A 25,187-nucleotide genomic window follows, 5' to 3' on the forward strand; every position below is an offset into this window, starting at 1 on the left:
ATCAGGACCGCGGCGACTAACCTGGACCGGTGACCGACCACCTCGACGCCGAGACGCTGGCGTTCGCGCACCGGATGTTCGACCTGGCCCGGGCCGGCTCCACCGAGGAGCTGGCCGCGCAGCTCGATGCCGGCCTGCCCGTCAACCTCACAAACGACAAGGGCGACACGCTGCTGATCCTGGCCGCGTACCACGCCCACCCCGACACGGTGGCCGCCCTGCTCAGTCGCGGCGCCGACCACTCCCGGGCCAACGACCGCGGTCAGACCGCGCTGGCCGCCGCGGTCTTCCGCAGCAGCGCCGAGGCGGTCCGCGCGCTCCTCGCCGCCGGCGCCGACCCGGCCCACGGTAACCCGTCGGCCCTGGACACCGCGGCGTTCTTCGACCTGCCGGAGATGACGCAGCTGCTGCGCGCCGGCTGACACCGACGCCGACCGGCCGGTATACAGGGTCGGTGGAAGATCCTCTGCCCGAGCAGATGCGCACCGCCAGCACCGCGCTGCTGGCCGCGCTCGACCCCGCGGCCCGCGACAGCGCCGTGCACCCCTTCGACGACGAGTCGGCCCGACGCTGGCTGGAATACCGGCCCCGACCCCGACCCGGCGTCTGCCTCGCCGAGCTCGACGTCGCCGGCCGCAAGGCCGCGCACCGGCTGCTGGCCACCGCGCTCAGCCCCTCGGCGTACGCGCAGGCGATGGCGATCATCTCGCTGGAGGAGGTGCTGGACCGGGCCGAGGACTGGCAGCGTGGGCGGCACAGCGGTGACTACTGGGTGGCCGTCTTCGGCGATCCGGCGCGCGACGACCGCTGGGCGTGGCGACTCGAAGGACACCACCTGTCGGTCAACATGACAGTGGTGGACGACCAGGTCTCCCCCGCGCCGATCTTCTTCGGCGCCAACCCGGCCGCGGTCCGGTACGCCGGCCGCCCGGTCTCCCGCCCGCTGGGCGTCGAGGAGGACCTGGCCCGGGCACTGCTCGACGCCCTGGGGCCGGCCGAGCGCGGCGCCGCGATCATCGCCGACGAGGCCCCGGCGGACATCATCAGCGCCACCCGCGGGCGGGTCGACGGGCCGCTGGAACCGCTCGGCGTGTCGGCGGACCGGCTGGGGCCCACCGGCCGCGCGTTGCTCGACCAGGTCGTCGCGGTCTACCTGGACCGGCTGCCACCCGAACTGGCCATCCGCGAGGCGGCCCGACTGGACGCCGGCCAGCTGCACTTCGCCTGGGCCGGCCCCACCCAACCCGGGCAGCGGCACTACTACCGCGTGCAGGGCGACGACCTGCTGATCGAGTACGACAACACCACGGCGGACGGCAACCACGCGCACACCGTGCTGCGCCGCCCCGCCAGCGATTTCGGCGCCGACATCCTGGCCACCCACCACCAGACCCACCGACACTGACGCGGTGACGGGTCTTCTCGTCAACGGGGGCGGGTGGCCTCCACGAGGAAACGCTGGGCATGGGCCACGAACGGACCCTCGCTGACGATCCGGTGGTGCAGGGCGCGCAGTTGTTCGCGGTAGCGGTCGACGGTGAACCCGGGCACCGTCCAGATCACCTTGCGCAGAAACCAGACCACCGCCCCGACGTCGGCGAAGGTCGCGCGCAGGGTGGCCCGTCGCAGGTCGACCACCCGCAGACCAGCGGCCTCGGCGGCGGCCACCGCGTGCTCGGGGTACCGCTCGTTCGGCGGCGGCAGCGGACCGAGGATCGCCGCACTCAACTCCCGCATGGTGCCCGCCCCGATCTGCTGCGACAGGAACGTGCCGCCCGACCGCAGCACCCGCGCCGTCTGCGCCCAGTCGGTACGCACCGGATGCCGACTGACCACCAGATCGAAGGAGGCGTCGCGGAACGGCAACGGCCCGTGCTGAGCGACCGCCACCACCGTCGCGCCCACCCGCCGCAGGGTCCGCCGGGCGACAGCGACGTTCGGCGGCCAGCCCTCGGTGGCCGCCAACAGCCTCGGTGGACGCGGCACCTCGGCGAGCACCTCCCCACCACCGGTGTCCACGTCCAGCGCCGCGTCGGCGCGCGCCATCCGGTCCGCGACCAGCCGCGCGTACCCCCAGGGTGGGCGCTCCTCGGTGGCCCGGCCGGCAAGCCAGCCGAAACCCCAACCGTCGACCGGCGCGGCAGCACCCTGCGCGATCAGCTCCTCGGCGTCATCCTTGGCGTTCACGGCGCTCAGCCTCGCCGGCCGGCCGCGCGGCCGGCAACCCGTTTGCCGCGGACCGGCAGGCCGCGCCTTCCGCCTCAGGTGGCCGGTCGTTTGCCAACAGGGGCAGCTGGCAGATCTCAGCCGAGCCCCAGGTTGTGCTCTTCGAGGGCGGCCTGGAGGATTCCGAGCGCCTTCGGCCCCATGCCGTGCAGCGTGGCCAGATCCGACCGGGGGACGCCGGCGAGTTGGCGCAGGCTGGTGTAGCCGGCGCCGTGCAGGGCGCGCGTCGCGGGTGCACCGATCTTCGGCAGGGTGTCCAGATCCGAGGTCATGCGCGGATGATAAGCGGCCCGGCCGTCCCGGTGCCGGCCTGGCGGCCGGATCGGCGACGGGCCCGGTTGGCGCCTCAGGCGCTGTCGGATCAGGGCCGGGGGCGGGACATCTCGACAGTCGAGCCGGCGAGCGTCTCCAGGCCACCGGCCTCGGCCCGGCCGGTGTCGAACTGGCGCATCAGCCGGGCACCCAGGTGTACGCCGACCCCACCGACAGCCAGCGCGACCAGCTCGGTGATCAGGATCGCGGCCGACGCGCCACGCTGCGGGGAGTTCGACCGGACCAGGCAGGTGAGCAGGAACATGGCGGCCATCACGGTGTTCACCAGATTGAAGGCGACAGCTGTGCGTCGGGTGCGGTCACCCGGCACGTCCCACAGGTCGACCATGCCGGCCACCGCGGTCAGCGCGGCGGCGACGAGGGCGGCGACGGCCGTCCAGTAGCCGACCTCACCCAGGAACGCTGGCCCGCCGGCGACGTCGGTGAGGTCGAAGACGGCGGCGCTCACGAAGAGCCCGAGCGGGAACGTCACAAGCATCGGTTGGATCGGGTGGCCCCGCACCCGCAGTCGGCTCTGCATCGGTCCTCCCCCGGGTCGGCGCACCTCACCTGCCCCAGAGTGCTACCCGAGCCCGGTCACCGGGTAGCGATGCCGCCCGACTCGCCGCTGGCAGGGAGAACGGGCACCCGTGGCCCCCTCGGCGGGGCGGCGGGCGGTCAGGTGTCGCGCTGGCGGGAGACCGTCCGGACCAGTCGCTCGGCCACCTCGCGGAGCGGGATGTCCAACGACGACGCGGCGGCCCGCAGCACCTCCAGGGCCTCGACCGGTGGGCACCCCCGCTGCGTCATGATCACGCCGACGGCCTGGCCCACCACCCCGTCCTGGAGCAGCGAGGCGTCCCGTTCCCCGGCGAGAGCGGTCTGTCGGCCGCGGTCCCGGACGGCGGCCAGCAGCAGGCCGGCGTGCTCGGCGAGCAGCATCGCGGTCAACTGGTGTTGTGGAGTCAGTACGTCGGGCGAACCGGCGTAGAGGTTGATCGCCCCGATCACCTGGTCGTCGATGTCGACCGGCGCCGAGATCACCCCGTGTACGCCGAGGTCGCGGGCGCGCGGCGTCCAGGCCGGCCAGCGCGGCTCACCGGCCAGGTCGGCGGCGAGGATCATCTCGCGGCGGCGGATCGCGCTCATCGCCGGCGAGTCCGGCCCGTGCCGCAGGTCGTCCAGGCCGGCCAGCCGCTCGTCGGAGGCGGCCACGCCGGCGGGTTCGCCGGCGCGCAGGGCGGTGAACCCGCACCAGCGCGCGCCGGCCACCGCGTCCCTGGTGACCCGGACCAGCGTCAGCAACGCCTCATCGAAATCGGTCTGCGTGATCAGAGCGGCGGTCAGTTCCCGCAACAGTGCTGCGGTTTCCAGGACGCCGAGACTCTGCACCACCGGTTCCCGCGTGTCGAGGTTCACCGGTCCGCAGCCTCCGTACACCCTCGCGCCTGCCCAGTGGGCATCGTCACCTGTGTCATCGCCTGTTTCTCTCCCGACTTGACCGACCAGCCCTACTACCCGGCGAAACCCGGGTCGAAACGGCGCAAATCGAGGCCCCTGCCACCCGGACGCGCGGTGACAGGGGCCCGACTGCGTACGTCAGCGCGAGGCGCCGCTGAGTCGTCGACCGATCGAGGCGATCAGCCGGTCGAGTTCCGAACCGAACGGGTTGTCGTGCACCAGGTACGTCCAGGTGGCGGTGGGCCGGACCAGGGTGCCGTCGTCGGGCTGCCAGTCCTCATCGAATTCGGTCTCGTTGAAGGTGGCGATGGTGCGGGCCTCGATCTCCGGGATGAGGTCGTTGAACGCCGGCACGGCGGCCCGGTGGAACTCGTCAAGCGGGTCGAGCCGGCCCAGCGCGCGCAGGTGCACGCCCTCACGGACCTCCGACAACTCGGCCAGGTGCTCCGCCCAGAGCCGGTCCAGGTGGAAGAGCGCGATCGACCGGGCCACCCGGGCGAGCAGGTCCTCGTCCATCTCCCCGGCCTTCTCCGGCGCCTTCTCCAGCAGCATCACCGCTGCCACGTCGCTGGTCAGCAGCCGCTCCCGGCGCGCGGCGAGGGCCTTGCGCTGCTGCTCGATCACCACGCTGTAGCGCCAGGTGTTGCGGTGGATCTCGTGGTTGACGCCCTCGGCGACCCGCTGGGCGTGCTCCACCGCGTAGTCCACCTGCTCGTCGGTGACCAGGCCGTCGGCGTTCATCCGTGGCGACGCCGGCACCGAGTCGGCGGCGTGCCGGACGACCAGGTCGTCCTCCAGGCTGACGAGGAAGACGGAACCGCCCGGGTCGCCCTGCCGGCCCGCCCGACCACGCAGCTGGTCGTCCACCCGGCGGCTGTCGTGTCTGCCGCTGCCGATCACGTAGAGCCCGCCCAGCTCGGCGACCCGCTCCTGGTCGCTCTGGTCGCTGCCGCCGAGCCGGATGTCGACGCCCCGACCGGCCATCTGGGTGGAGACCGTCACCGCGCCGTACGCGCCGGCCTCGGCGATGATCGCCGCTTCCTCGTCGTCGTTCTTGGCGTTCAGCACCACGCAGGGCACCCCGGCCGCGTTGAGCCCGGCGGCCAGCCCCTCGGACTCCTTGACGTCGAGCGTGCCGATCAGCATCGGCCGTCCCTTGGCGTGCCAGCGCTGGATCTCGTCGATCAGCGCCTCGTCCCGCTCCGCCCGGGTGGCGTAGATGCGGTCCGGCTCGTCCTCGCGGATGCACGGGGTGTTCGGCGGGATCACCGCGACCTCGAGGTCGAAGAACTCCCGCAACTGGTCGCCGACAAGCACCGCCGTGGCGGTCATCCCGCAGACCTTCGGGTAGAGCGCAATGTACGCCTGCATGGCGATCGTGCCGAGCACCTCGCCCTCGGCGGTGGCGTCCAGGCCCTCCTTGGCCTCGACCGCGGCCTGGAGCCCGTCCGGCCAGCGGCGGCGCTGAGCCACCCGACCGCGCATCTCGTCGACCAGCTCGACCGAACCGTCCCGGACGATGTAATCCACGTCACGGTTGAGCAGGGCGTGCGCGTGCAGCGCCACGTGGACCGCGGAGAGCTGGGCGACGTGCTCCTCGTCGTACAGGTCGATGCCGAGCTTGGCCTCGACGGCGGCCAGGCCGGCGGCGGTGAACGCCACGCTGCGCCCGTCCTCGGCGACCGTGTAGTGCTTGCCCTTGCGCAGCCCGCGGACCAGCGCGGCGGCGGCGTGCACCGGGTCCTGCTCGCCCGGCACCGCGCCGGCGAGGACCATCGGCACCCGAGCCTCGTCGATCATGATCGAGTCGGCCTCGTCGACGATCGCGGTGCTCAACGGCGGCTGCACCCGGTCGTCCACGTCGGTGGCCAGCTGGTCGCGCAGATAGTCGAAGCCCGCCTCGCTGACCGAGACGTAGGTGACGTCGCAGGCGTACGCGTCGCGCCGCTCCTGCGGGGTGGATGCCTCGTTGACCCAGCCCACGGTGAGGCCGAGCAGGGTGTAGACCGGTTCCATCCACTGGGCGTCGCGGCGGGCCAGGTAGTCGTTGATGGTGAGCACGTGCACCGGCCCGTTGCCGAGCCGGACATGCCCGTACGCGGCGACCGTGGCGGTGAGCGTCTTGCCCTCACCGGTGGCCATCTCGGCGACCTTGCCGGACAGCAGCGACATCGCGCCGAGCAGCTGCACGTCGTACGGCCGCTGGTCGAGGCCACGGCGGGCGGCCTCACGGCCGACGGCGCAGATCTCCTCGTAGCCGACGGCGGCACCCGCGGCCTCGGTCAACTCGGCGTCGTCCAGCGCGGCCAGCTCATCCGCACGCGCCTCGATCGCCGGCAGCAGCTTCTCCAGCGGAGCGAGATCCACGGTCGAGCCGGGGCGCTGGAGGAACCGCCGGAACTTGCTCTTGAACCGTTGCGACACACCCATGAGCGGCAACGGTACGCGATTCGAGCCGGCTTGCGCGGCCCGGCCGCCGGCAAGTTGACACCGATCCGACGGTGTCAGCCGACCAGCAGCTGATGGGCGGCGAGTTCCCGGTAGAGCGGGTCGGTGGCGGTCAGCTCGGCGTGGGTGCCGACGGCCACCACCCGGCCGCCGTCGAGGACGACGATCTGGTCGGCGTCGACGACGGTGGCGAGCCGGTGCGCCACGATCAACAGGGTCCGGCGGACGGCCACCGCGTCGATGGCGCGGCGCAGCGCGACCTCGTTGCGCGAGTCGAGGTTGCTGGTCGGCTCGTCGAGCAGCAGCACCGGCGGGCTGGCGAGCAGAGCGCGGGCGATGGCCAGCCGCTGCCGCTCACCCCCGGAGAGCAGCACCCCGCCCTCGCCCACCTGGACGTCCAGGCCCTGGGGGGTGCGGTCGACCAGGTGACTCAGGTTGACCTCGTGGAGAACAGCGCGCAGCCGGTCGTCGGTGGCGTCGGGGGTGGTGATCAGGAGGTTCTCCCGCAGCGTGCCGGCCAGCACGGGAGCCTCCTGCTCCACGTAGCCGAGCCGGGCCCGCAGCGCGTCGCGGGGCAGGTCCCGCACGTCGCTGCCGTCGATCCGGACCGCCCCGGCGCTCACCTCGTAGAAGCGTTCGACAAGGGCGAGCAGCGTCGACTTGCCGGCGCCCGAGGGCCCGACCAGCGCGGTACGGGTGCCGGCGGGCACCGCGAAGCTGACCTCGCGCAGCACCGGCTCGCCGCCCGGGTAGCCGAACCCCACCCGATCGAACTCGATCATCGGCGGCGTGGGGCCGCGCGGGGTCGCCGTCGCACCGGCTGGCGTCGGCCGGTCCGCCGCGCCCTCCGCCGGCACGGCCAGGATCTCCTCGATCCGCTGCAGGGCGCCCAGACCGGACTGCAACTGGGTGTACGCCCGCAGCACCTGGGCCAGCGGCACCGCCAGCAGGAACAGGTACATGACGAACGCGACAAGGTCGCCGACGGAGATCGCCCCGGCGGCCACCCGCGCCCCGCCGATGCCGAGGACCAGCAGGAACGCGCCCTGCACGGTGATCGACCCGATCGGGCCGACGACCGCCTGCACCCGGGCGACCCGCAGCCCCGCCGTGTACGCGCCCCGGGCGCTGTCGACGACGGCGTCGGCCTCCCGGGTCTCGGCGCGGCTGGCCCGGATGGTCCGGGCCGCCGAGATGGCCCGCTCCACCGCCGAGGTCATCTCGCCGATCCGCTCCTGGGCGGTCCGGGCCAACGCCCGGACCCGCCGGGCGAAGGTGGCCGCGAAGCCCAGCCCCAGCGCCACCCCGAGCAGGGTGATGCCGAACAGCAGCGGGTCGAGCAGCACCATGGCGGTGCCGGCGCCGACCACCGTCACCGCCCCGGTGACCGTCTCGAAGAGCCCGGCGGTGACGACCGCCCGCAGCAGCGTGGTGTCCGAGCCGACCCGGGAGAGCAGGTCACCGGTGCGCCGGCGGTCGTACTCGGCGATGGGCAGCCGCAGCAGGTGCCCGGCCAGCCGCCTCCGGGTGCCCAGCACCAGCCCTTCGGCGGTGCGTTGCAGCAGGTAGTCGCGGAGGCCGCCGATCGCCGCGCCGAGCACCACGAGGACCACCAGCACCACCACCAGCCGGGTGACGCTCTGGTTCGCGCCGATCCGGTCGAGCACCGACCGGGTGAGCAGCGGTTGCGCCAGCGACGCCGCCGCGCCGACCAGCGACAGCACGCCCACCACGACCAGGGTGCCGACGTGCTCCCGCAGGTACGGCAGCAGCGCGGCCAGACCGACCGGCCGCTCCTTCGGGGTGCTGCCGACCGACCGGTCGCTCGGGGTGCTGCCGACCGACCGGTCGCTCGGGGTGCTCATGTCGGGAACGGTAGCCCGCGCTGTCACCCTGCGAGGGCGCTCCGACGTCGGGTCAGGCGGACAGCACCACCTGAAGTTCCTGGCGGCGACGGTCGGCCAGGTCGGTGAGCAGGCTCGGTGCCTCGTCGAACGGCACCACCGCGGAGACGAGGTGCTTGCGGATCACGTCCCCGTACGCCCGGAGCAGGTCGACGGTTTCGGCGGAGAGCCGCTCCCGGTCCCAGGTGGGGGCGAGCCCGCGCGGCACCCGGCCGATCTGCGCGCAGCGCAGCGACAGGCCGTTGTGGTGGAACTCCTCACCGAGCCGGACCGCGTCCGCCCCGCCCTGGTAGAAGGCGAGGTCGATGACGGTGCCCTGGGGCCGCAGCAGCCGCAGGGCGAGCTGCAGCGCCCACGCCTGCCCCCGGCACTGGAACACCACGTCGGCGCCCCGGTCGCCGGCGGTGTGCGCCCAGCGGGTCTTGAGCACGACCGCCGGATCGTCCGCGTCCGGGTCGAGGGTTTCCAGACCGAGCGCCTCGGCCACCTGACGGCGTTGCGGGGTGGGGTCGAGCACCACCACCGAGGCAGCGCCGTTGCGTCGGGCGAACAGCGCCGTCAGCAGCGCCACCACGCCCGCGCCCACCACGGCGACCCGCCGGCCGCGTACCCCGTCGCCGAGCGCGCGGACGTCGACGCCGTGCAGGTCGGCGGCGGCGTGCAGCAGACCGTTGGCGCAGATCGGACCCATGTGCGCGACGTAGACCCCGAGCAGCGGGTCCAGGTCGTCGGGCAGCGCCACGAACCGCTCGGCGACCGGGTCGGCCAGCCAGCCGGTGCGGTGCCCGTACGTCATCGCGCCGACCGTGCCCACCGCGACGGCGGGCGTGTCGCTCTCCACCACCCGGCCGACCTGCATGTAACCCAGCCGGGTCACCGGGTACGGGGTGCTCGCCGCCCCCGGTTGGAACAGCCCCAGGTCGGCGTTCCAGGTGACGTTGAGGTAGGGGTTGGTGCCCTTGACGTAGCTCAGCTCGGTGCCGGCCGAGACACCGCTGAACAGCGTCTCGACCCGGAACGTGCCGGGGCGCAGCGGTGCGGCGTCCTGCTCCACCAGCTCCACGCGGCCCGGACCGGTGACCACCACGACCTTGTCACGCATCGACTGTCACCCCCGTGCCGAGAACCGCCGGCCGGCCCGGGGTGGTGAGCCGCACTGTCGCGCCGGTGCGGGCCGAGTCGGCGACCGCGAGGGCCAGCCGTTGGGTGGCCAGCGCCTCGGCGTACGGGACGCGGACGTCGTCGCCGATGCCCCGCACGGCGTCGACGAAGGCGCGGTCCACCGCCACCCGGGCGGCGTCCGGGTCGGCGGGGACGTGTCGTTCCCCGTCGGCGTCCCGGATCGACAGACCGTCCTCGCTCAGCGCGAGGGCCAGCCCGTCGGCGAGGATCTCCAACCCGGCGCGGTGCTTCCAGCCCAGCACGCAGGCGGCGCTGAGCGTGCCGACCGCGCCGTCGGCGAAGCGCAGGGCGGCGGTGGTCACCGAGTCGATGTCGGCGCCGTCGACCGGTGGCGGTGTGCCGTTGCCGTACGCGGTGACCTCGGTGACCTCGCCGGCCAGCACGCGGATCAGGTCGAGCACGTGGGCGGCCTGCTCGACCACCGGGCCACCGGAGCGGTCCCGCCGCGACCACCACGCCACCGGGGGCACCTTGTCCAGCCAGGCGCCGCTGACCATCCGCACCGGACGGTCGGCGAGCAGTTCGCGGGCCTCGTCGAGCACTGTCAGGTACCGCCAGTGGTGGCCGACGGCGGTGCGCAGCCCGGTGCGGGCAACCAGGTCGGCGATCCGCTCGGCGGTGCTCAAATCGGCCGATACGGGTTTCTCCACGAACATCGGCACGCCGGCGTCGATCACGGCTTCCTCGGCCGGACCGTGCGCGAACGGCGGCACGCAGATGTAGACCGCGTCCGGGCCGGTGGCCAGCAGCTCGCCCACGTCGGCGCAGGCTCGCCCGCCGTGCTCTCCCACCAGCGCGGACGCCGCCTCCGGTGTGACGTCGGTTACCGCGACCAGCTCGACGTCGTCGAACCCGGCCAACACCCGCGCGTGACGTTGTGCCACTCCACCGGCTCCGACCAGACCCACCCGGCATACACGCATTCGACACCCCTTCGAAGACCTTTCATGTGCGATGGGAGCAGTCCCCTGGGGTGTGTGCAATCAAACGTTCATCCCCCGGGAACGCGGTCATGTCACCGTTGTGATCAAGCTGTTGCCAGGAAAGCGGTTAGAGCGTGATGGCGAATGGGAACAACCAATTTCGGTTTTTCCACGCACGAACGGAGGGGTGCCCGTGCGGGATTCGACAACGAGCGTGTCGCCGGTGGTCGAGGCGTGGGCCACGTACCGGTCGACGTCGGCGGCGGACTGGCCGGCACGTCGGCTGCTGCGTGCCAAGGGATCGACCCGGGTCAGCGTGGTGCTGCCGGCCCGCAACGAGGAGGCCACCGTCGGCGCGATCGTGTCGACCATCCGGGAGCACCTGATGGATCGGGTCGCCCTGGTCGACGAGCTGATCGTGGTGGATTCCCGGTCGACCGACCGGACCGCGCAGGTGGCCCGCGCCGCCGGCGCGGAGGTGGTCAGCCAGGACGCGATGACCCGGGGGCTGCCCCGGCTGGCCGGCAAGGGCGACGCGCTCTGGGCCGGGTTGGCCGCCGCCGAGGGTGACGTGGTGGCGTTCATCGACGCCGACCTGCGGGAGTTTCGCCCGCACTTCGTCAGCGGGCTGCTCGGTCCGCTGCTGACCGACCCGTCGGTCGATTTCGTGAAGGGCTTCTATCACCGCCCACTGGTGGGCGCCGCCAGCGTGGAGCAGGACGGCGGGGGCCGGGTGACCGAGCTGATGGCCCGACCGCTGCTCAACCTCTTCTGGCCCGAGCTGGCCGGCTTCGTGCAGCCCCTCGCCGGCGAGTACGCGGGCCGCCGCGACGTGCTGGCCCGGGTGCCGTTCGTCTCCGGGTACGGGGTGGAGACGGCCATGATGATCGACCTGCTCGACCTGGTCGGCCTGGACGCGATGGCGCAGGTCGACCTCGGTGAGCGCAAGCACCGGCACCAGGACACGGCGGCCCTCGGCCGGATGTCCGCGCAGATCATGTTGACCGCCTGGTCCCGGTTGCAGCGGCGCGGCTGGGCGACCCCCGGGTTGACGCCGGAGGCGTTGCTTACCCAGTTCCGTCGCGGTGGCTCCGACACGCTGCCCAACCTCGACCGGGAGATCGTGGTCAGCGACGTGTCCATCGAGGAGCGCCCACCCCTGGCCGAGCTGCGCCACCGGGTGCCCCGTCGCCGGGTGGCCGCCGCGTGAGCGCGAGGAGTGAGCCGCTCCTGCGAGCCCCGCAGTCGCGAACCGAATGCCCCGTGAGCGGCAGAGAGGGACGGGCACGATGAGCCTGACCGTGCTGATGAACGCCGGCCCGTGGCTGTCCGTGCCGCCGCCGGGTTACGGCGGCATCGAGAACGTGATCGCCACGCTGGTGCCGGAGCTGCGGCGACTCGGCGTACGAGTGGTGCTCGCCTCGGTGGGCAGCAGCACCCTGCCGGTGGACGAACAGGTGTCGATCTTCCCGGACGGGCAGTTCGCCGCGTTGCAGCGGCCGTACAACCAGGTCTGCGGGATCGCCCAGGCGCACCTGGCCGGGGTGGTGCGGGAGCTGCACTCCCGCGACGACATCGACCTGGTGCACGACCACGTGGAGGCGGTCGGGCTGGCCACTCTGACCGCGATGGGACCGGCCGGCCCGCCGACCCTGCACACCCTGCACTGGGACCTGGCCAAGCATCCGGCGCTCTACGGCGGTCTGGACGGCGGCGACCGGGTCCGGGTCAACGGCGTCTCCGCGTCGCAGCTGGCCCGCGCACCGCTGGCGTTGCGGGAGCACTCGGTGGGACACGTGCACCTGTCCACCCCGCTCGCCGTCGACGCCGACCGGCGGCCCCGACCGGAGAAGGGCGAGCACCTGCTCATCCTGGGCCGGATCAACCCGGGCAAGGGGCAGGACGTGGGCGCCCGGCTCGCGCATCGCGTCGGTTTCCCGCTGGTCCTGGCGGGGCCGGTCGGCCCGTACCACCGGCCCGCCGATCTCGCCGCGGCCGGCGACGACGCCCGGCAGAACCCGGACGTGCGGTTCTTCCTCGACGAGGTGGCGCCCCACGTCGACGGCGACCTGGTCCGCTGGATCGGCACCGTGGCCGGTCAGGAGCGGGACGACCTGCTCGCCAGCGCCCGCGCGTCGTTGTTTCCGCTGCGCTGGGAGGAGCCGGGCGGCACGGCGGTCGTCGAGTCACTGGCCCTGGGCACGCCGGTGGTGGCCACCGCCCGGGGCTGCCTGCCGGAGCTGATCGAGCACGGCCGCACCGGGCTGCTCACCACCGACGAGGAGGAGCTGGGCGATCTCGTACTCTCCGCCGAGTTGCTCGACCCCGACGAGTGCCGGCGGGTCGCCGCGCAGCGGTTCACCCCCGCGGTGATGGCGCAGCGCTACGTCGAGCTGTACGAGCGGGTCCGCCAGCTGGCCAGCGCGCCGAGGCTGCTCCCGGCCTGACCGACGACACGGCCGGACCGGCGACACGGCTGACCGGCGACACGGCCGGACCGACGTGCCGCCGGACCGGCGGCGCGGTTTGGCGGTGGCGGCAGCGGGTAGCCCCGCAGCCTCATGCCCGCCGCGCAGCGAGGAGCCGGTGATGGTCGGACCGATGGCGCACTCCCGGGCGCGCCCCAACCCGGCCGACGGCAGGCCGCTGGTGCGTCGCGCGGCGGCATCGGTGGGGGTGCTGTTCCTGCTGGTCGGCGCGCTCGGCTTCGTACCGGGGATCACCAGCGGCATGGACGCCCTGCGCTTCGCCGGCCACGGCTCGGGCGCGTACCTGTTCGGCGTCTTCCAGGTGTCGGTGCTGCACAACCTGGTACACCTGGCGTTCGGGGTGGCCGGTCTGGCGCTGGCCCGGACGGTCAGCGGCGCCCGGACGTTCCTGATCGGCGGCGGCGCCGTCTACCTGGTGTTGTGGCTGTACGGGCTGGCGGTGGACCACGACACCGGGGCGAACGTCCTGCCGGTCAACGACGCCGACGGCTGGCTGCACCTGGGGCTCGGCGTCGGCATGGTCGCGCTGGGTGTCGGCACCGGCCGGCGCCGGCCGTGACCTTCCGTTGCGGTGCGTGACCTGGCTCGCCTCGCCGCCGATCCAGTTTGACGCGGCGGGGCCTCGGGTAACTGGCAGATCCCGACCCAGCAGCGAATGGAGGGCGCCGATGTCCAGCCGGATCACCTGCGACGTGCGCACCGCGGCACCGGTGGCGGTCGTCCGGCTCAGCGGCGCACTGGACCTGGGCACCATGCGGTCGGTGCACCAGGCGCTCAGCGGCGCTCTCGTCGAACAGCCGGAGGCGCTGGTGGTCGACATGGCCGAGGTCGACGTTCGCGACCGGCTGGCGCTGTCGGTCTTCGCCGCGACCGCCCGCCGGGCCGAGGAGTGGCCGTCCGTGCCGGTCGTGCTCTGCGCCCCGTCGCCGGTGGCCGCGCGGTGGCTGGCCGAGTCGACCACCTGCCGGGTGGTCCCGGTGTCGCCGGACTGCGCCGAGGCGACCCGGGTGGCCGGCGCGACGTCCGCGTTGCGGATGCGCGCCCGGCTGGAGCCGGTGGCCGGGGCCTGCCGGCGGGCCCGGGACCTGGTCACCGACGCGTGCGCGCGGTGGAACCTGCCCGACGCGGCCGGCCCGGCCGCGTTGGTGCTCAGCGAACTGGTCGGCAACGTGGTCCGGCACGCCGGCACGCCGATGCAGGTGACGGTGACCCTGCGCCGGCCGTACCTGCACCTCGCCGTCGTGGACGGCAGCAGCGCCCAGGCCCGGCCGGGCGGGACGGATCTGCACGCCGAGGGTGGGCGGGGCCTGCTGCTGGTGCGGGAGCTGACCCAGCGGTGGGGCAGTGTGCCGGCCGGTCCGGGCAAGGCCGTCTGGGCGATGCTGCCGGCGACCTGAGCGTTCGAGGTGCTCGCGCCGGTACTGGCGATCTGACCGAAATTCCCGCTCTGGGCTGGTTACATGGTGCAAGGGTGGGGTAGGCACGCCCGTCCTTTCTGCCGTCACGACGGGGTGAGCAGCCATGCCCAAGCGGGTAACCACGGAACCCGGTCGCGATCGGGGCCCGGCGATCCTGGCACCGGCCCGCTTCGGGGGGTTCCCAGGAGCGGTACGAGCACCGGTACCCGGCAGCTCGTTGATCAAATTTCTCGCGACCACCGACCACAAACAGATCGGCCTGCTGTACCTGCTGACCTCCTTCGGGTTCTTCCTGCTGGCCGGGCTACAGGCGATGCTGATGCGCGCCGAACTGGCCCGCCCGGGGTTGCAGTTCCTCTCCTCCGAGCAGTACAACCAGCTCTTCACCTCGCACGGCGCGGTGATGCTGCTGCTGTTCGCCACGCCCGCGGCGTTCGGGTTCGGCAACTTCATCGTGCCGATCCAGATCGGCGCGCCGGACGTGTCGTTCCCCCGGCTCAACGCGCTGGCCTACTGGTTGTACCTGTTCGGCGGGCTCATGGTGGTCGGCGGGTTTCTCGCGCCGGGCGGCTCGGCGGACTTCGGCTGGACGGCATACAGCCCGCTCAGCAGTTACGAGCACTCCCCCGGCGTGGGCGCGAACATGTGGGTGGTCGGCCTGGTCGTCTCCGGGCTCGGCACCATCCTCGGCGCGGTCAACCTGATCACCACGATCCTCACCCTGCGCGCCCCCGGCATGACCATGTTCCGGATGCCGATCTTCACCTGGAACATGCTGTTCACCAGCGTGCTGGTGATCCTCGTCTTCCCGCTGCTGGCCGCCGCGCTGCTGGCGCTCTCCGCCGACCGGCTGCTCAACGCGCACGTGTACGACCCGGCCACCGGCGGCCCGATGCTCTGGCAGCACCTGTTCTGGTTCTTCGGCCATCCCGAGGTCTACATCATCGCGTTGCCGTTCTTCGGCATCATCACCGAGATCATCCCGGTCTTCTCCCGCAAGCCGCTCTTCGGCTACACCGGGATCGTGCTCGCCACCATCGCGATCACCGTGCTGTCCATGACGGTCTGGGCGCACCACATGTTCGCCACCGGCCAGGTGCTGCTGCCGTTCTTCAGCATCCTGAGTTACCTGATCGCGGTGCCCACCGGCGTGAAGTTCTTCAACTGGATCGGCACCATGTGGAAGGGGCAACTCACCTTCGAGACGCCGATGCTGTTCGCCATCGGCTTCCTGGTCACCTTCCTGCTCGGCGGCCTCACCGGGGTGCTGCTGGCCAGCCCGCCGGTCGACTTCCACACCCACGACACCTACTTCGTGGTGGCGCACTTCCACTACGTGGTGTTCGGCACCGTGGTCTTCGCCCTCTTCGGCGGCTACTACTTCTGGTGGCCCAAGATGACCGGGCGACTGCTCGACGAGCGGCTCGGCAAGGCGCACTTCTGGACCATGTTCATCGGCTTCCACGGCACCTTCCTGGTGCACCACTGGCTGGGCAGCGAGGGCATGCCGCGCCGGTACGCCGACTACCTGCCCAGCGACGGCTTCACCACCCTGAACACGATCTCCAGCATCTTCGCGTTCATCCTCGGCCTGTCCACGTTGTTCTTCATCTACAACGCCTGGAAGTCCTGGCGGTACGGGGCGGTGGTGACGGTGGACGACCCGTGGGGCTTCGGCAACTCGTTGGAGTGGGCCACCAGCTGCCCACCGCCACTGCGCAACTTCGACCGGATGCCCCGGATCCGCTCCGAGCGCCCCGCGTTCGACCTGAAGTACGGCCCGCTCGTCGCCGACCTGGGGCGGGACCTGCCGCAGCGCACCACGAAGCCGCCGCAGCAGTTCGCCGAGGAGCTGCGGTTGGAACACCACACGCCGGAGTCGCCGGCCGCCGAGGGCGCGCACGGCGCCCGCGACGCGACCGACTTCCAGCCGGCGCCGCGCTCCGGTGCCCGGCCGGTGGACGTGCCGGAGCCCGAGGGCGTCCGCCGGCCGAGCTTCGAGCAGAGCGACGCGCCCAAGGACGCCGAGGACCCGCCGAAGCCGCACGAACGCTGGCGGCACCCGCACAGCGACGACAACCCCGAGCAGCCCTGAGCGGCGTACGCGCAGAGGGCCGGCACCTGGTGGTGTCGGCCCTCGTCGCATCGGTTGGTGCGTGGTGGTGTCGGCCCTCGTCGCGTCGGTCGGTGCGTGCGTGTCGCCCCGACCGCACCCACCTGGCCCGCCCGGCTCAGTGCCGGACGGGAACCTGGCGGCGCTGGCTCAGTCCCGGACGGGAGCCAGACCGGCGGCGGTGAGCGAGCGACGTACCGCAGGCTGCACCCGGGTCAGCCGCAGCGGCACGCCGGTCCGCTCCGCGGCGTCCCGCCCCGCCATCAGCGCGGCGATCCCCCCGGCGTCGAACCCACCGGCGCCGACCAGGTCGACGACCACCTCGCTGGGCTGGCCGGTGACCGCCTCCAACATGGCCCGGCGCAACTGGTCCGCGCCGTCGCGGTCGATCTCACCGCCGACCTCGACCACCACGCGGTCGCCGTTCTGCTTCACCGAGATCCGGGTCTTGCCCGGGTCGGGTTCGGCGGCGCCGTTCTGCCACGGCGGCGGCGCGTCGGCGAGCATCGCCTGACGCAGCCAGGTCAGCGCCCGGGACAGCAGCCGGGACACGTGCATCTGCGAGATGCCGAACCGGGCGGCGATCTCGGCCTGGGTCTGGTTACCGTAGAAGCGCATCGCCAGGATTCGCCGCTCGCGCCAGGGCAATCGGTGCAGCAGGCCGCTCACCGTGACCCGGTCGTCGACCGACTCCAGGGCGTTGTCCGACTCGCCGACCAGGTCGCCGAACTCCGCGGAGCTCTCACCACCGACCGGGGCGTTGAGCGAGGCCGGGCTGTAGCCCGCCGCCGACTCCAGCGCGGCGAGAATCTCCTCCTCCGGCGTCTCCAGTCGGGCCGACAGCTCGGCCACCGACGGGGCCCGGGACAGTTCGCTGGTCAGCGCGGCGGTGGCCTGTCCGACCTCAAGGATCAGGTCACGCAGCCGGCGGGGCACGTGGACGCCCCAGGTGCGGTCCCGGAAATGCCGTTTGATCTCCCCCACGATGGTGATCGCGGCGTACGCCGTGAACGAGCCCCGTTCCGGGTCATACCGGTCGACGGCGTTGACCAGCCCCAGCCGGGCGACCTGCTCCAGGTCCTCCAGTGGCTCCCCACGCCCCCGGTACCGGCGGGCCAGCCGCCCGGCGAACGGCAGCGCGAAGCGCACCAGGTCCTCGCGGGCCTCCCCGCGCCGCTCCGGCGGAAGCCCGGCGATCCGGGCCGCGTACGCCAGTGCCGCCGCGTCGAGGTCCTCCAGACCCCGGTCGGTGGGTGGTGGTGTGGTCGTGGTCGTGCTCGTCTGTCCGAACATCCGCGCCTCCCTCAGGAAGGTCCCCCGCCCGGATCGGGAAACCGGTCGTGCGCGTGGTCGAGCCACGCACCGGGCCGGAAAAGTGGGTCAGTGACTGGGATGCCAGCGGGCGACACCGCCTCCACGCGGCGCAATCAGGCCGTCGCAGCCAGCGATGTTCCCGCTCCGTAGGTACTCAATCACGGGACCCCGGGTTCGCGAGGAAGTTTCGGCGTGCTCCGCCTCAGGAGACCAGTAACCCCTGGTGGCCGCCGCTGTCGCGGAGCACGGCGAGGGCCTCGGCGGCCCCCAGCGGGGGCGGCACGGGCAGGTCGTACGGCTGGGCCCGCAGCACCTCGGTGGCCCGGCGGGTGGGCACCGAGGTGACCGGGTAGCCCCGGGCGGTGGTCCGGTCCAACGCCCGACGGCGCCGCCCGAAACCGGCCACCGCCAGCCACTGCGGCAGCCCGGCCAGCGCCGGTGAGCGCATCCCGGGCGGCTCGGGCAGCACGTCCACCGAGCTGAACGTCTCGCTGCCGGCCAGCCACCACTCGGCCTCGTCGACGCTGCGCCGGGTGGCGTTCTCACACCAGTACGGCACCAGTCCCGCCCGCACCACCTGCCACGGGTCGAGCAGCCGGCCGCACTCCACCACCAATCGGTCACCGGTCTTGCCGGCGCCGCGCAACCATCGCCGGTACAGGTCGGCCACGCCCGCGCTCAGTGCCGCCGGCCGCGGCACCAGCACCCGGTGCAGCGGGTGCTGGCGCCGGGCTGACCAGTCCCGCACGGCCGGTTCGAAGCCCGGGTCGACGTCGTGCTCGGCGTAGCCCGACGGAACGGAGACCGCCGGTGGCTCCCAGCGGGCCGCGTCACCGCCGACGGAGCGCAGCACCTGCCGCAGCGCGTGGCTGTCCGGGTGGAAGTCGACCGGGTCCAGCCCGCTGGCCGGGCAGCCGACCTGGAAGCTGTGGCCGGGACCGCGCTCCAGCACCGGCCAGGTGCGCGCGTCGCGGACCAGCAGCACCGGGGCGCCCGGGAGCAGCCGGTCGGTCAGAAACTGCGCGTACGCGGCCGGCAGGGCCCTCCACGCGGCGACCAGCGACACCGTGGCCCCGGTCAGCGGTCCCCGGCTGGCCGGGCAGTGCACCTGGCGCAGGTGCAGGTCGGCGTTGCCGGCGAGCAGCCCGGCGGCGAGTGCCGCGCCGTGCTCCAGCGCGTCCGCCGGGCGGTCCACCGCGCCGTCGGACCAGTGCACGCTCATCTCGAAGGCGGCCGGCAACCACGGCACGCCGAGGGCCACCGCGAGGTGTGCCGCCGCGCCGTGCGGCGAGCCGATCAGCACCCCGGGATAGCGCCGGCGGGGATACTGGTCGACGAACCAGCGGGCCACCCGGGCGGCGTCCACCTCGTCGACCTGGGCCACGGTGAGCGCGACGCGACCGGCGGCGCGGGTGACAGCGGCGCGGCGTACCGGCTCCGGGGCGCCCGGAAAGCGCGACGTCGGCCCGGTGTGCCCGAGGTCGGCGCAGTCCTCCCCGCGCAGCGCCCGGGCGGTGGCGGCGACCAACACCCGGGCGGCGCTGCCCGCAGCCACGACCCGGTCGCCGGCGAGACCGGCGCCATCGGCCGTGAGCCCCTTGTGCACCTTGTGCACCGGCCCCACCTTGCCTCGTTCGCTCACCACGCGGCCCGGCTTCCCGTCCCGATGGGGTTCAAACGGGGCATCACCCACTCGGCAGCACATTCCGCTGGTCAGCGGGGTGCGCCGGTCATCAATAGCGTTCGGTCGCTCGGGTTTCGGTGGGGCCAGGGCGGGCACTTCCGGGTCCATGGGCACCGACGACACCAGTGAGCCAGCCGCCGCCACGATCACCCCGTACGAGGACGGACCGCTGCTGGTCCGCGGTGACTTCGCGTTGGTCACGCCGGACGGCGAGCTGATCGACGCGCGCCGGGGCACGGTGGCACTGTGCCGGTGCGGCAAGTCGGCGCTCAAGCCGTTCTGCGACGGCACCCACAAGGCGATCGATTTCCGGGCGGGCACCGCCCGGGAGGGCTGATCCGACGTCGCCACGTCCCGCGGCAGGAGCGCGCCGACAGCTCTCACGCCGCCTTTGCTCTGCACCCGCCCGTGCGCCACGTACGGTCCGTGACTGTCGCGTGGGTGGGTGCAGAGCAAAGGGCGCAGCGAGGGGCACATGCCTGAGGCCGGCCACGGCACCCGCCTGCCGCAGCGCGACCAGCTCCTGCGGGGTCAGACGAACGCGGTCGGAGCCGGCGGGGCCACCGGGGCCGACGCGACGAGCGAGACGGTCGGCGGCACGGTCGGCGGAGCGGGTGGCCGCAGGGAACTGCGACCGGCGGCCCAGCTGTCCAGCAGGTGCGCGGCGAACAACCGGTCCACCGCGAGCCCGGCCGCCGCGCCGAAGAGCACGTCGGGGGCGAGGGCCGGCTCGACGCGGACCAGGCCGCCGCACATGTCGTGGGCGGCGATCTGCTCGTGCACCGCGTCGGCCTCGACGTGCTCGTCGTAGAAGCGGGTGGCCACCTCGTCGAGGCCGAGCCGGCGCAGCCCGTTGCCGTAGCGGCGGTTGGGCAGCGAGGAGGTCATCTCGAACGCGGCCAGGTGCCCGAGCAGCGCACCGCGCCACCGCCGGTGCAGCCCGAACAGCGACATCAGGTTGTTGGTCGCCAGGGTCACCGCGGGTGCCGCGTCCAGATGGGCGCCGTACGCGATATCCAGCCCCAGCCGTTCGAGGGTGCCCCGGAACAGCTCGGCGTGCATCCGGTCCAGCCGGCCGTTGCCGTACTCGTCGGTCTGGATCTCCACGAGGGCGGCCTTGGCCGGCCCGCCGAGGCGGGGCAGCGCCCAGCTGTGTGGGTCCGCCTCGCGCAGGTGGTAGACGGAGCGGTGGGTGACGAACTCGCGGAACTGGGTGAGGTCGGCGTGTCGTTGCAGCGTCGCGGCCAGCGGCGGGCCGTCGTCGGCCGCGACCAGCTCGGCCAGGCCGGCCGCCACCCCGGCGGCCGGCACCGACGGTGCGCCGACCAGCCGGCGCAGCGCCGCCTCGAACGGCCGTTCGGCTTCGGCCCGCAGCGCGAGCAGCGTCGGCTGCCACTCCCACGCCTCGTCCACCCCGCACCAGCCCCGGTAGTGCAGCTCGTAGCAGAGGAACAGGGTGAGCTGAAGGTCCTCGTTCGTGATCGGGTCGGCGGGGTCGAGGTCGGCGCCGAGCCCTGCCGGCAGGTCGTGCGGCGGGCGTCGGAGGGCGTCGAGCACCGCGGCGGAGACCGGGCCGCGCGACCGCGGCAGGGTCGCCGGACCGTAGCGGCGGTCAGCGGGCTCAGGCATGAAACCTCCAGCGTCGTCGGGCCGCTACTGATGCCCTGGCCGGGAGCGGCTAAACGAGGTCCTCGGCGTTCACGGTGACCTCCACCTGCTCCCGGACCTTCCGGGCCGGAGCGCCGTCGGCGTACAGGCCCCGCAGGTCGGCGAACGCCGGCTCCGGCGGCGCCAGCGACACCGCCGGGTCGACAACCGCCTCCAGTACGCAGGGACGGTCCGCGGCGAGGGCCTCGTCCCAGGCCGCGCCGACCAGCTCCGGGCGGTCCACCCGCACACCGTGCAGCCCCAGCAGGCGGGCCCAACCGGCGTACGGCACGTCGGGGCGGCGGTGGGCCGGGTCGGACGACGGCTGCCGCCCACCACCCATGCCGTTCTGGTCCCGGTTGTTGAGCACCAGCACCACCAGCCGGGGGTCGGGCCACCGCTGCCAGTGGTGCGCCACGGTGATCAGCTCGGCGAGCCCGTTGAGCTGCATCGCCCCGTCGCCGACCAACGCGATCACCGGCTGGTCGGGAGCGGCGAGCTTGGCTGCCACCGCGTACGGCAGGGCACAGCCCATCGAGCCGAGGGTGCCGCAGAGCTGGGCGTTCACCCCGGGTGGCAGGGTGAGGTGCCGGGCGTACCAGTAGAGGACCGAGCCGACGTCGACCGCTACCGCTCCGGTGCTCGGCAGACGGGCCGACAGCTCCTGGAGTACGAGCTGCGGGTTGACCGGGTCGGCGGGCGCGGCCACCCGCTCGGCGGCGACCTCCCGCCACCGGTCCACCGAACTCTCCACTGTGGCGCGCCACCGCTGTTCGGGTCGACCACGCAGCCGGGTCAGCAACGCCCGCAGCGTCTCGGCGGCGTCCCCGACCAGCGGCACGTCGGCCGGGTAGCGGGTGCCGATCCGGCGGCCGTCGATGTCGATCTGCACCGTGCGGGCCTGCTCGGGCATCGGGAAGTAGTCGGTCCACGGGTCGTTGGTGCCGACCATCAGCAGCGTGTCGCAGCCACCCATCAGCTCGGCGGCGGCCGAGGTGCCGACCTCGCCGAGCACCCCGGTGTGGAACGGCAACCGCTCGTCGAGCACCGGCTTGCCCAGCAGTGAGCTGGCCACCCCGGCACCGAGCCGGTCGGCCATCTCGATGATCTCGGCGGCCGCGTCCCGCCCGCCCTGGCCGACCAGGATCGCGACGCGCTGGCCGCCACCGAGCAGTTGCGCGGCGGCGTCGAGGTCCGCCTCGTGCGGCAGCACCCGGGCCAGCGGCTCACCGGGGGTGGCCGAGACCACCCCGACGGCGGACGTCTGCACGTCGGGCACCAGGGTTTCCTGCAACTGGCGGGGCAGCACGACACAGGTCGGGCTGCGGGTCGCCGCCGCCGTACGGAACGCCTGGTCCAGCAGCGCGGCCACGTCCTCAGGGTTGCGGCCGTAGCGGACGAACTGGTTGCAGACGTCGCCGAAGAGCCGACTCAACCCGATCTCCTGGTGCGCGCCGCCGAGGGGCCCGGAGATGTCCTCCCCGACGATCGCCACCACCGGCTTGCTGTCCAGTTTGGCGTCGTAGAGGCCGTTGAGCAGTTGGACGGCGCTGGGTCCCTGGGTGGCGAGGCAGACCCCGATGCCGCCGGTGAACTTGGCGTGTCCGGTGGCCATGAACGAGGCGGTCTCCTCGTGTCGGGCCGGGATGAACGCCGGCTCGCCGCCGGTGCGGTCCAACGCCTCGATCAGCGGGGCGATCGCCTCACCCGGATAGCCGAAGGCGCGGGGCACCCGCCAGGCCAGGAGCCGCTCCACCACGAGATCCGCCACCCGGCGCTCAGCCATTGCCGCGCCCCGGTGTGCCGGGGTCGACGTAGCGCAGCACCGCGCCGACGCCGTCGGTCAGCTCGGGAGCCTCCTCCGGGCCCAGCACGGTCAGTGCCGCGTCGGTGCCGACGAGCGCGCGGACCAGCGCGGCGTCGGCGCGTACCCGCTGCGGTTCGGTCACCGCCATCGCGGCCAGCTGCCCCGCGTCGACGGCGATCTCGGTGGGCTCGGAGCCGATCCACAGCTCGCCGTCGGCCGACGGGTCGTCCACGATGATCATGGTGTCGACCTGGTTGCGTTGCAGGGCCGAGACGACCGCGTCGAGGCCGGCGCCCACGTCCTCCTGCACCCCGAACCGGTCCAGTGCGGCGGCGATCTGCTGGTCGGCGACCTCCGCGATGCTCTGCACGGTGAGGTCGTCCAGCATCGTCTGGTCGGCGCCGGCGGCCCGTGAACCCGCGTCGGTACGCACCATGAGGTCCTGCCAGCGCGCGGGCATCTGGGCGGCGATCATGCCGGTGGCGCGGATGTCGCCGGCGACCACCACCACGTCCGCGCCGACCCGGTCGGCCAGCTCCACGGTCGCGGCGGTGACGTCACCGGCGTTGCGGTGCCAGGCCTCCATGGCGGCCTTCTGGTAGATGTCCTGGGACCAGCCGCCGGGTTGCGGTTTGCGCAGCGGGAAGGTCTCCCGGCCGACGACGTGGGCACGCCGGGGCACTCCCCCGGCGCTGATCGCGATGGCGTCCGCGCCGATCCGGTCGGCCAGCACCCGCACCCAGGCCACCTGTTCGCCCCGTTGGGCGAGCAGCGGCATCACGTGTGGCAGCGGCGCGAAACTGGCCAGGTCACGCAGTGGTGGCGCGGACAGGTACTCGGAGAGCACCACCCGCCCGTGACTGGCGAAGACCGCGAGTCCGTAGTCCCCGACCATCGGGTCGTGGCCGCGGATCACCCGGTCCAACGCGGCGATGCTCGCCTCGTCCGCGCCCTGTTCGGTCAGGCGACGTTGCAGGGCACGCCAGCGCAGGTCCAGCGCGGGATGGGCGTCCTCCGTGTCGGCGGAGGCGTCCAGGTACACCGAGCACCACGGCCCGGGACGGTCGTAGAGCGGGCGCAGGAAGGACAGCTGCATGCTCGACCCCTTTCCAGCTCGGCCCCCCGCTTACCCGGGTCGCCCGGGATGTCACCTCGCGACCGTGAGCCCGTGACCAGGTTTCATTCACGTCGTTCAACTCAGGACGTCGATACGATCTGTGCACACAAGCGGACTCTCGGTGGTGGGAATGGACAGCGGACTCGAAAGCCGACGGATCGTGCACCCGACGGAAAGGATCGTCACCGGGCGGTTGATCCGCCTGCTCGACGGTTACACCCGCGAGGTCCGCGTCGGCCAGCCGGTGCTGGTGGCGGTGCTCGCCGCGGCGGCGATCGCCCGGCTCCCCGCCCTGCTGCTGCGCTCGCTGTTCTCCTTCGGCGGTGGCGGCACGCGCCGGCGCTGGAAGGAGCTCAAGCAGGGCCCGGAGTACCTGGTCATCCCGGTGCGCCTGCGCAACACCGCCGGCCAGCTCTGCGAGGTGGAGCTGCACGGGCACCTGCCGCAGAGCGCCCTGCACCCGGCGGACCAGGTGCAGCTCACCCTGCGCCCGCAACGCGACCCGGAGCTGCCGCCGCGCATCGAGCGGATCGTCAACCTCACCACCGGGCAGTTGCTCACCCCGCGCACCGCGACCCTCTGGTCGCACCTCGGGCCGCCGCTGCTGTTGCAGGCATTCCTGGGCGCGCTGCTGCTCGCCGGCATCACGGCCTGCTCCGCACTGACCTGACCGCTCCCGCAGATGCCGGGGCCGGTCGGCGGTTCAGCCCACCCCGGGCGGGCTCGCGGTTCAGCCCACCCCCGGGCGGGCTCGCGCTTCAGCCGACCGGGGCGGGCTCGCGGGTCGGCTTGCCGGCGGCGGTGTCGAGCATGCCCCGGCGGCGGGCCCAGCGCTCGAAGACCAGGGTGGCGAACGGCGGCACGGCGCAGGCCAGCGCCACGACGGTGGCCGGCAGGCTCCACCGGCGCAGGCGGGCCACCGCGAGCACCAGCAGGACGTACGCGACGAACAGGCCGCCGTGGATCGGCCCGAAGATCTTGACACCCAGCTCGTTCTCCGGCGGGCCGTACTTGGCCAGCATGCCGACCAGCAGGGCCAGCCAGGAGCAGGCCTCGGCGATCGCCGCCGCAACGAACAGCCGGGTCACCTTGTCGCGCATCGCCACGCCTCCACCTCTCGGGCGGCAATGGTAGCCGTGCGG

Annotated in this window: 23 protein-coding genes; 9 read left to right on the forward strand and 14 right to left on the reverse strand. The window is 73.2% G+C overall.

The window, feature by feature from the left end; genetic code table 11:
- Nucleotides 1-29: 29 nt before the first annotated feature.
- Together ABZU25_RS10915 and ABZU25_RS10920 are read left to right on the forward strand one after the other, a co-directional pair.
- Nucleotides 30-422, forward strand: a complete 393-nt coding sequence (locus ABZU25_RS10915; protein WP_355029138.1) for an ankyrin repeat domain-containing protein — start codon at nucleotides 30-32, stop codon at nucleotides 420-422.
- A 32-nt stretch (nucleotides 423-454) separates the two neighbouring features.
- Nucleotides 455-1,405, forward strand: coding sequence for a DUF3500 domain-containing protein (locus ABZU25_RS10920; RefSeq protein ID WP_355029139.1), 951 nt, complete (start codon nucleotides 455-457; stop codon nucleotides 1,403-1,405).
- A gap of 20 nt (nucleotides 1,406-1,425) precedes the next feature.
- Here the strand turns inward: ABZU25_RS10920 and ABZU25_RS10925 are convergent, their stop codons facing one another.
- The 8 genes from ABZU25_RS10925 to ABZU25_RS10960 all read right to left on the reverse strand — a co-directional run bounded on the left by ABZU25_RS10925 (nucleotide 1,426) and on the right by ABZU25_RS10960 (nucleotide 10,456).
- Nucleotides 1,426-2,187, reverse strand: a complete 762-nt coding sequence (locus ABZU25_RS10925; protein ID WP_355029140.1) for a class I SAM-dependent methyltransferase — start codon at nucleotides 2,185-2,187, stop codon at nucleotides 1,426-1,428.
- A gap of 116 nt (nucleotides 2,188-2,303) precedes the next feature.
- The gene (locus tag ABZU25_RS10930) at nucleotides 2,304-2,498 is read right to left on the reverse strand and encodes a helix-hairpin-helix domain-containing protein (RefSeq protein WP_355029141.1); all 195 of its coding nucleotides are present in this window, start codon (nucleotides 2,496-2,498) and stop codon (nucleotides 2,304-2,306) included.
- A gap of 89 nt (nucleotides 2,499-2,587) precedes the next feature.
- Nucleotides 2,588-3,079, reverse strand: a complete 492-nt coding sequence (locus ABZU25_RS10935) for a DUF2231 domain-containing protein (RefSeq protein WP_355029142.1) — start codon at nucleotides 3,077-3,079, stop codon at nucleotides 2,588-2,590.
- Nucleotides 3,080-3,216: 137 nt separating this feature from the next.
- Nucleotides 3,217-3,957: a GAF and ANTAR domain-containing protein gene (locus ABZU25_RS10940; protein WP_355029143.1), complete on the reverse strand. Its 741-nt coding sequence runs from the start codon at nucleotides 3,955-3,957 to the stop codon at nucleotides 3,217-3,219.
- A 180-nt stretch (nucleotides 3,958-4,137) separates the two neighbouring features.
- On the reverse strand, nucleotides 4,138-6,429 hold the full coding sequence (gene secA2, locus ABZU25_RS10945) for an accessory Sec system translocase SecA2 (RefSeq protein WP_355029144.1): 2,292 nt from the start codon (nucleotides 6,427-6,429) through the stop codon (nucleotides 4,138-4,140).
- Nucleotides 6,430-6,503: 74 nt separating this feature from the next.
- On the reverse strand, nucleotides 6,504-8,312 hold the full coding sequence (locus ABZU25_RS10950) for an ABC transporter ATP-binding protein (RefSeq protein WP_355029145.1): 1,809 nt from the start codon (nucleotides 8,310-8,312) through the stop codon (nucleotides 6,504-6,506).
- A 52-nt stretch (nucleotides 8,313-8,364) separates the two neighbouring features.
- The gene (locus ABZU25_RS10955; RefSeq protein ID WP_355029146.1) at nucleotides 8,365-9,453 is read right to left on the reverse strand and encodes a zinc-binding alcohol dehydrogenase; all 1,089 of its coding nucleotides are present in this window, start codon (nucleotides 9,451-9,453) and stop codon (nucleotides 8,365-8,367) included.
- Nucleotides 9,446-10,456 (reverse strand): Gfo/Idh/MocA family oxidoreductase, encoded by a 1,011-nt coding sequence (locus ABZU25_RS10960; protein WP_355029147.1) that lies wholly within the window; start codon nucleotides 10,454-10,456, stop codon nucleotides 9,446-9,448. The genes ABZU25_RS10955 and ABZU25_RS10960 overlap by 8 nt, the downstream gene beginning before the upstream one ends.
- Nucleotides 10,457-10,649: 193 nt before the next feature.
- Between ABZU25_RS10960 and ABZU25_RS10965 the strand changes: the two genes are divergently transcribed.
- The 5 genes from ABZU25_RS10965 to ctaD all read left to right on the forward strand — a co-directional run bounded on the left by ABZU25_RS10965 (nucleotide 10,650) and on the right by ctaD (nucleotide 16,458).
- On the forward strand, nucleotides 10,650-11,666 hold the full coding sequence (locus tag ABZU25_RS10965; RefSeq protein ID WP_355029148.1) for a glucosyl-3-phosphoglycerate synthase: 1,017 nt from the start codon (nucleotides 10,650-10,652) through the stop codon (nucleotides 11,664-11,666).
- A gap of 79 nt (nucleotides 11,667-11,745) precedes the next feature.
- Nucleotides 11,746-12,903 carry a glycosyltransferase gene (locus tag ABZU25_RS10970; RefSeq protein ID WP_355029149.1) on the forward strand — a complete coding sequence of 386 codons (1,158 nt, stop codon included), beginning with the start codon at nucleotides 11,746-11,748 and terminating at the stop codon, nucleotides 12,901-12,903.
- 154 nt (nucleotides 12,904-13,057) lie between these two features.
- Entirely contained in the window at nucleotides 13,058-13,504 is a 447-nt protein-coding gene (locus tag ABZU25_RS10975; RefSeq protein ID WP_355029193.1) for a DUF4383 domain-containing protein, read from the forward strand.
- Nucleotides 13,505-13,613: 109 nt separating this feature from the next.
- The gene (locus ABZU25_RS10980; RefSeq protein WP_355029150.1) at nucleotides 13,614-14,342 is read left to right on the forward strand and encodes an STAS domain-containing protein; all 729 of its coding nucleotides are present in this window, start codon (nucleotides 13,614-13,616) and stop codon (nucleotides 14,340-14,342) included.
- A gap of 124 nt (nucleotides 14,343-14,466) precedes the next feature.
- Nucleotides 14,467-16,458, forward strand: coding sequence for a cytochrome c oxidase subunit I (gene ctaD / locus ABZU25_RS10985; RefSeq protein WP_355029151.1), 1,992 nt, complete (start codon nucleotides 14,467-14,469; stop codon nucleotides 16,456-16,458).
- Nucleotides 16,459-16,626: 168 nt separating this feature from the next.
- Here ctaD and ABZU25_RS10990 read toward each other — a convergent pair whose 3' ends face one another.
- Together ABZU25_RS10990 and ABZU25_RS10995 are read right to left on the reverse strand one after the other, a co-directional pair.
- Nucleotides 16,627-17,769 (reverse strand): SigB/SigF/SigG family RNA polymerase sigma factor, encoded by a 1,143-nt coding sequence (locus ABZU25_RS10990; RefSeq protein WP_355029152.1) that lies wholly within the window; start codon nucleotides 17,767-17,769, stop codon nucleotides 16,627-16,629.
- Nucleotides 17,770-17,992: 223 nt separating this feature from the next.
- On the reverse strand, nucleotides 17,993-19,435 hold the full coding sequence (locus ABZU25_RS10995) for a hypothetical protein (RefSeq protein ID WP_355029153.1): 1,443 nt from the start codon (nucleotides 19,433-19,435) through the stop codon (nucleotides 17,993-17,995).
- A 145-nt stretch (nucleotides 19,436-19,580) separates the two neighbouring features.
- On the opposite strand from ABZU25_RS10995, the gene ABZU25_RS11000 reads away from it, so the two are divergent.
- Entirely contained in the window at nucleotides 19,581-19,811 is a 231-nt protein-coding gene (locus tag ABZU25_RS11000) for a CDGSH iron-sulfur domain-containing protein (RefSeq protein WP_355029154.1), read from the forward strand.
- Between the two features lie 194 nt (nucleotides 19,812-20,005).
- Here ABZU25_RS11000 and ABZU25_RS11005 read toward each other — a convergent pair whose 3' ends face one another.
- The 3 genes from ABZU25_RS11005 to ABZU25_RS11015 are packed head-to-tail and all read right to left on the reverse strand — an operon-like array spanning nucleotide 20,006 to nucleotide 24,024.
- Nucleotides 20,006-21,103 carry an iron-containing redox enzyme family protein gene (locus ABZU25_RS11005; RefSeq protein ID WP_355029155.1) on the reverse strand — a complete coding sequence of 366 codons (1,098 nt, stop codon included), beginning with the start codon at nucleotides 21,101-21,103 and terminating at the stop codon, nucleotides 20,006-20,008.
- A gap of 49 nt (nucleotides 21,104-21,152) precedes the next feature.
- Nucleotides 21,153-22,907, reverse strand: coding sequence for a thiamine pyrophosphate-binding protein (locus ABZU25_RS11010; RefSeq protein ID WP_355029156.1), 1,755 nt, complete (start codon nucleotides 22,905-22,907; stop codon nucleotides 21,153-21,155).
- Complete coding sequence (locus ABZU25_RS11015) at nucleotides 22,900-24,024, reverse strand: Vms1/Ankzf1 family peptidyl-tRNA hydrolase (protein ID WP_355029157.1); 1,125 nt, start codon at nucleotides 24,022-24,024, stop codon at nucleotides 22,900-22,902. Before ABZU25_RS11015 ends, ABZU25_RS11010 begins: the two co-directional genes overlap by 8 nt.
- A gap of 142 nt (nucleotides 24,025-24,166) precedes the next feature.
- Here ABZU25_RS11015 and ABZU25_RS11020 point away from each other — a divergent pair, with 142 nt between their 5' ends.
- Entirely contained in the window at nucleotides 24,167-24,715 is a 549-nt protein-coding gene (locus ABZU25_RS11020; RefSeq protein ID WP_355029158.1) for a hypothetical protein, read from the forward strand.
- Nucleotides 24,716-24,803: 88 nt separating this feature from the next.
- On the opposite strand, the gene ABZU25_RS11025 is transcribed toward ABZU25_RS11020, so the two are convergent.
- A complete protein-coding gene (locus ABZU25_RS11025) occupies nucleotides 24,804-25,145 on the reverse strand; it encodes a DUF3817 domain-containing protein (protein WP_355029194.1) in 342 nt (113 codons plus the stop codon).
- Between the last annotated feature and the right edge of the window lie 42 nt (nucleotides 25,146-25,187).

This window comes from Micromonospora sp. NPDC005215, from assembly GCF_040607915.1.
Classification (GTDB): Bacteria; Actinomycetota; Actinomycetes; order Mycobacteriales; family Micromonosporaceae; genus Micromonospora.

What these genes read in the sequence shown, in the direction of transcription:
- ABZU25_RS10930 (WP_355029141.1), bottom strand. Translation starts at nt 2,498, where the DNA reads ATGACCTCGGATCTGGACACCCTGCCGAAGATCGGTGCACCCGCGACG.
- ABZU25_RS10935 (WP_355029142.1), bottom strand. Translation starts at nt 3,079, where the DNA reads ATGCAGAGCCGACTGCGGGTGCGGGGCCACCCGATCCAACCGATGCTT.
- secA2 (WP_355029144.1), bottom strand. Translation starts at nt 6,429, where the DNA reads ATGGGTGTGTCGCAACGGTTCAAGAGCAAGTTCCGGCGGTTCCTCCAG.
- ABZU25_RS10950 (WP_355029145.1), bottom strand. Translation starts at nt 8,312, where the DNA reads ATGAGCACCCCGAGCGACCGGTCGGTCGGCAGCACCCCGAGCGACCGG.
- ABZU25_RS10955 (WP_355029146.1), bottom strand. Translation starts at nt 9,453, where the DNA reads ATGCGTGACAAGGTCGTGGTGGTCACCGGTCCGGGCCGCGTGGAGCTG.
- ABZU25_RS10960 (WP_355029147.1), bottom strand. Translation starts at nt 10,456, where the DNA reads ATGCGTGTATGCCGGGTGGGTCTGGTCGGAGCCGGTGGAGTGGCACAA.
- ABZU25_RS10970 (WP_355029149.1), top strand. Translation starts at nt 11,746, where the DNA reads ATGAGCCTGACCGTGCTGATGAACGCCGGCCCGTGGCTGTCCGTGCCG.
- ABZU25_RS10975 (WP_355029193.1), top strand. Translation starts at nt 13,058, where the DNA reads ATGGCGCACTCCCGGGCGCGCCCCAACCCGGCCGACGGCAGGCCGCTG.
- ABZU25_RS10980 (WP_355029150.1), top strand. Translation starts at nt 13,614, where the DNA reads ATGTCCAGCCGGATCACCTGCGACGTGCGCACCGCGGCACCGGTGGCG.
- ctaD (WP_355029151.1), top strand. Translation starts at nt 14,467, where the DNA reads ATGCCCAAGCGGGTAACCACGGAACCCGGTCGCGATCGGGGCCCGGCG.
- ABZU25_RS10990 (WP_355029152.1), bottom strand. Translation starts at nt 17,769, where the DNA reads ATGTTCGGACAGACGAGCACGACCACGACCACACCACCACCCACCGAC.
- ABZU25_RS11000 (WP_355029154.1), top strand. Translation starts at nt 19,581, where the DNA reads ATGGGCACCGACGACACCAGTGAGCCAGCCGCCGCCACGATCACCCCG.
- ABZU25_RS11005 (WP_355029155.1), bottom strand. Translation starts at nt 21,103, where the DNA reads ATGCCTGAGCCCGCTGACCGCCGCTACGGTCCGGCGACCCTGCCGCGG.
- ABZU25_RS11010 (WP_355029156.1), bottom strand. Translation starts at nt 22,907, where the DNA reads ATGGCTGAGCGCCGGGTGGCGGATCTCGTGGTGGAGCGGCTCCTGGCC.
- ABZU25_RS11015 (WP_355029157.1), bottom strand. Translation starts at nt 24,024, where the DNA reads ATGCAGCTGTCCTTCCTGCGCCCGCTCTACGACCGTCCCGGGCCGTGG.
- ABZU25_RS11025 (WP_355029194.1), bottom strand. Translation starts at nt 25,145, where the DNA reads ATGCGCGACAAGGTGACCCGGCTGTTCGTTGCGGCGGCGATCGCCGAG.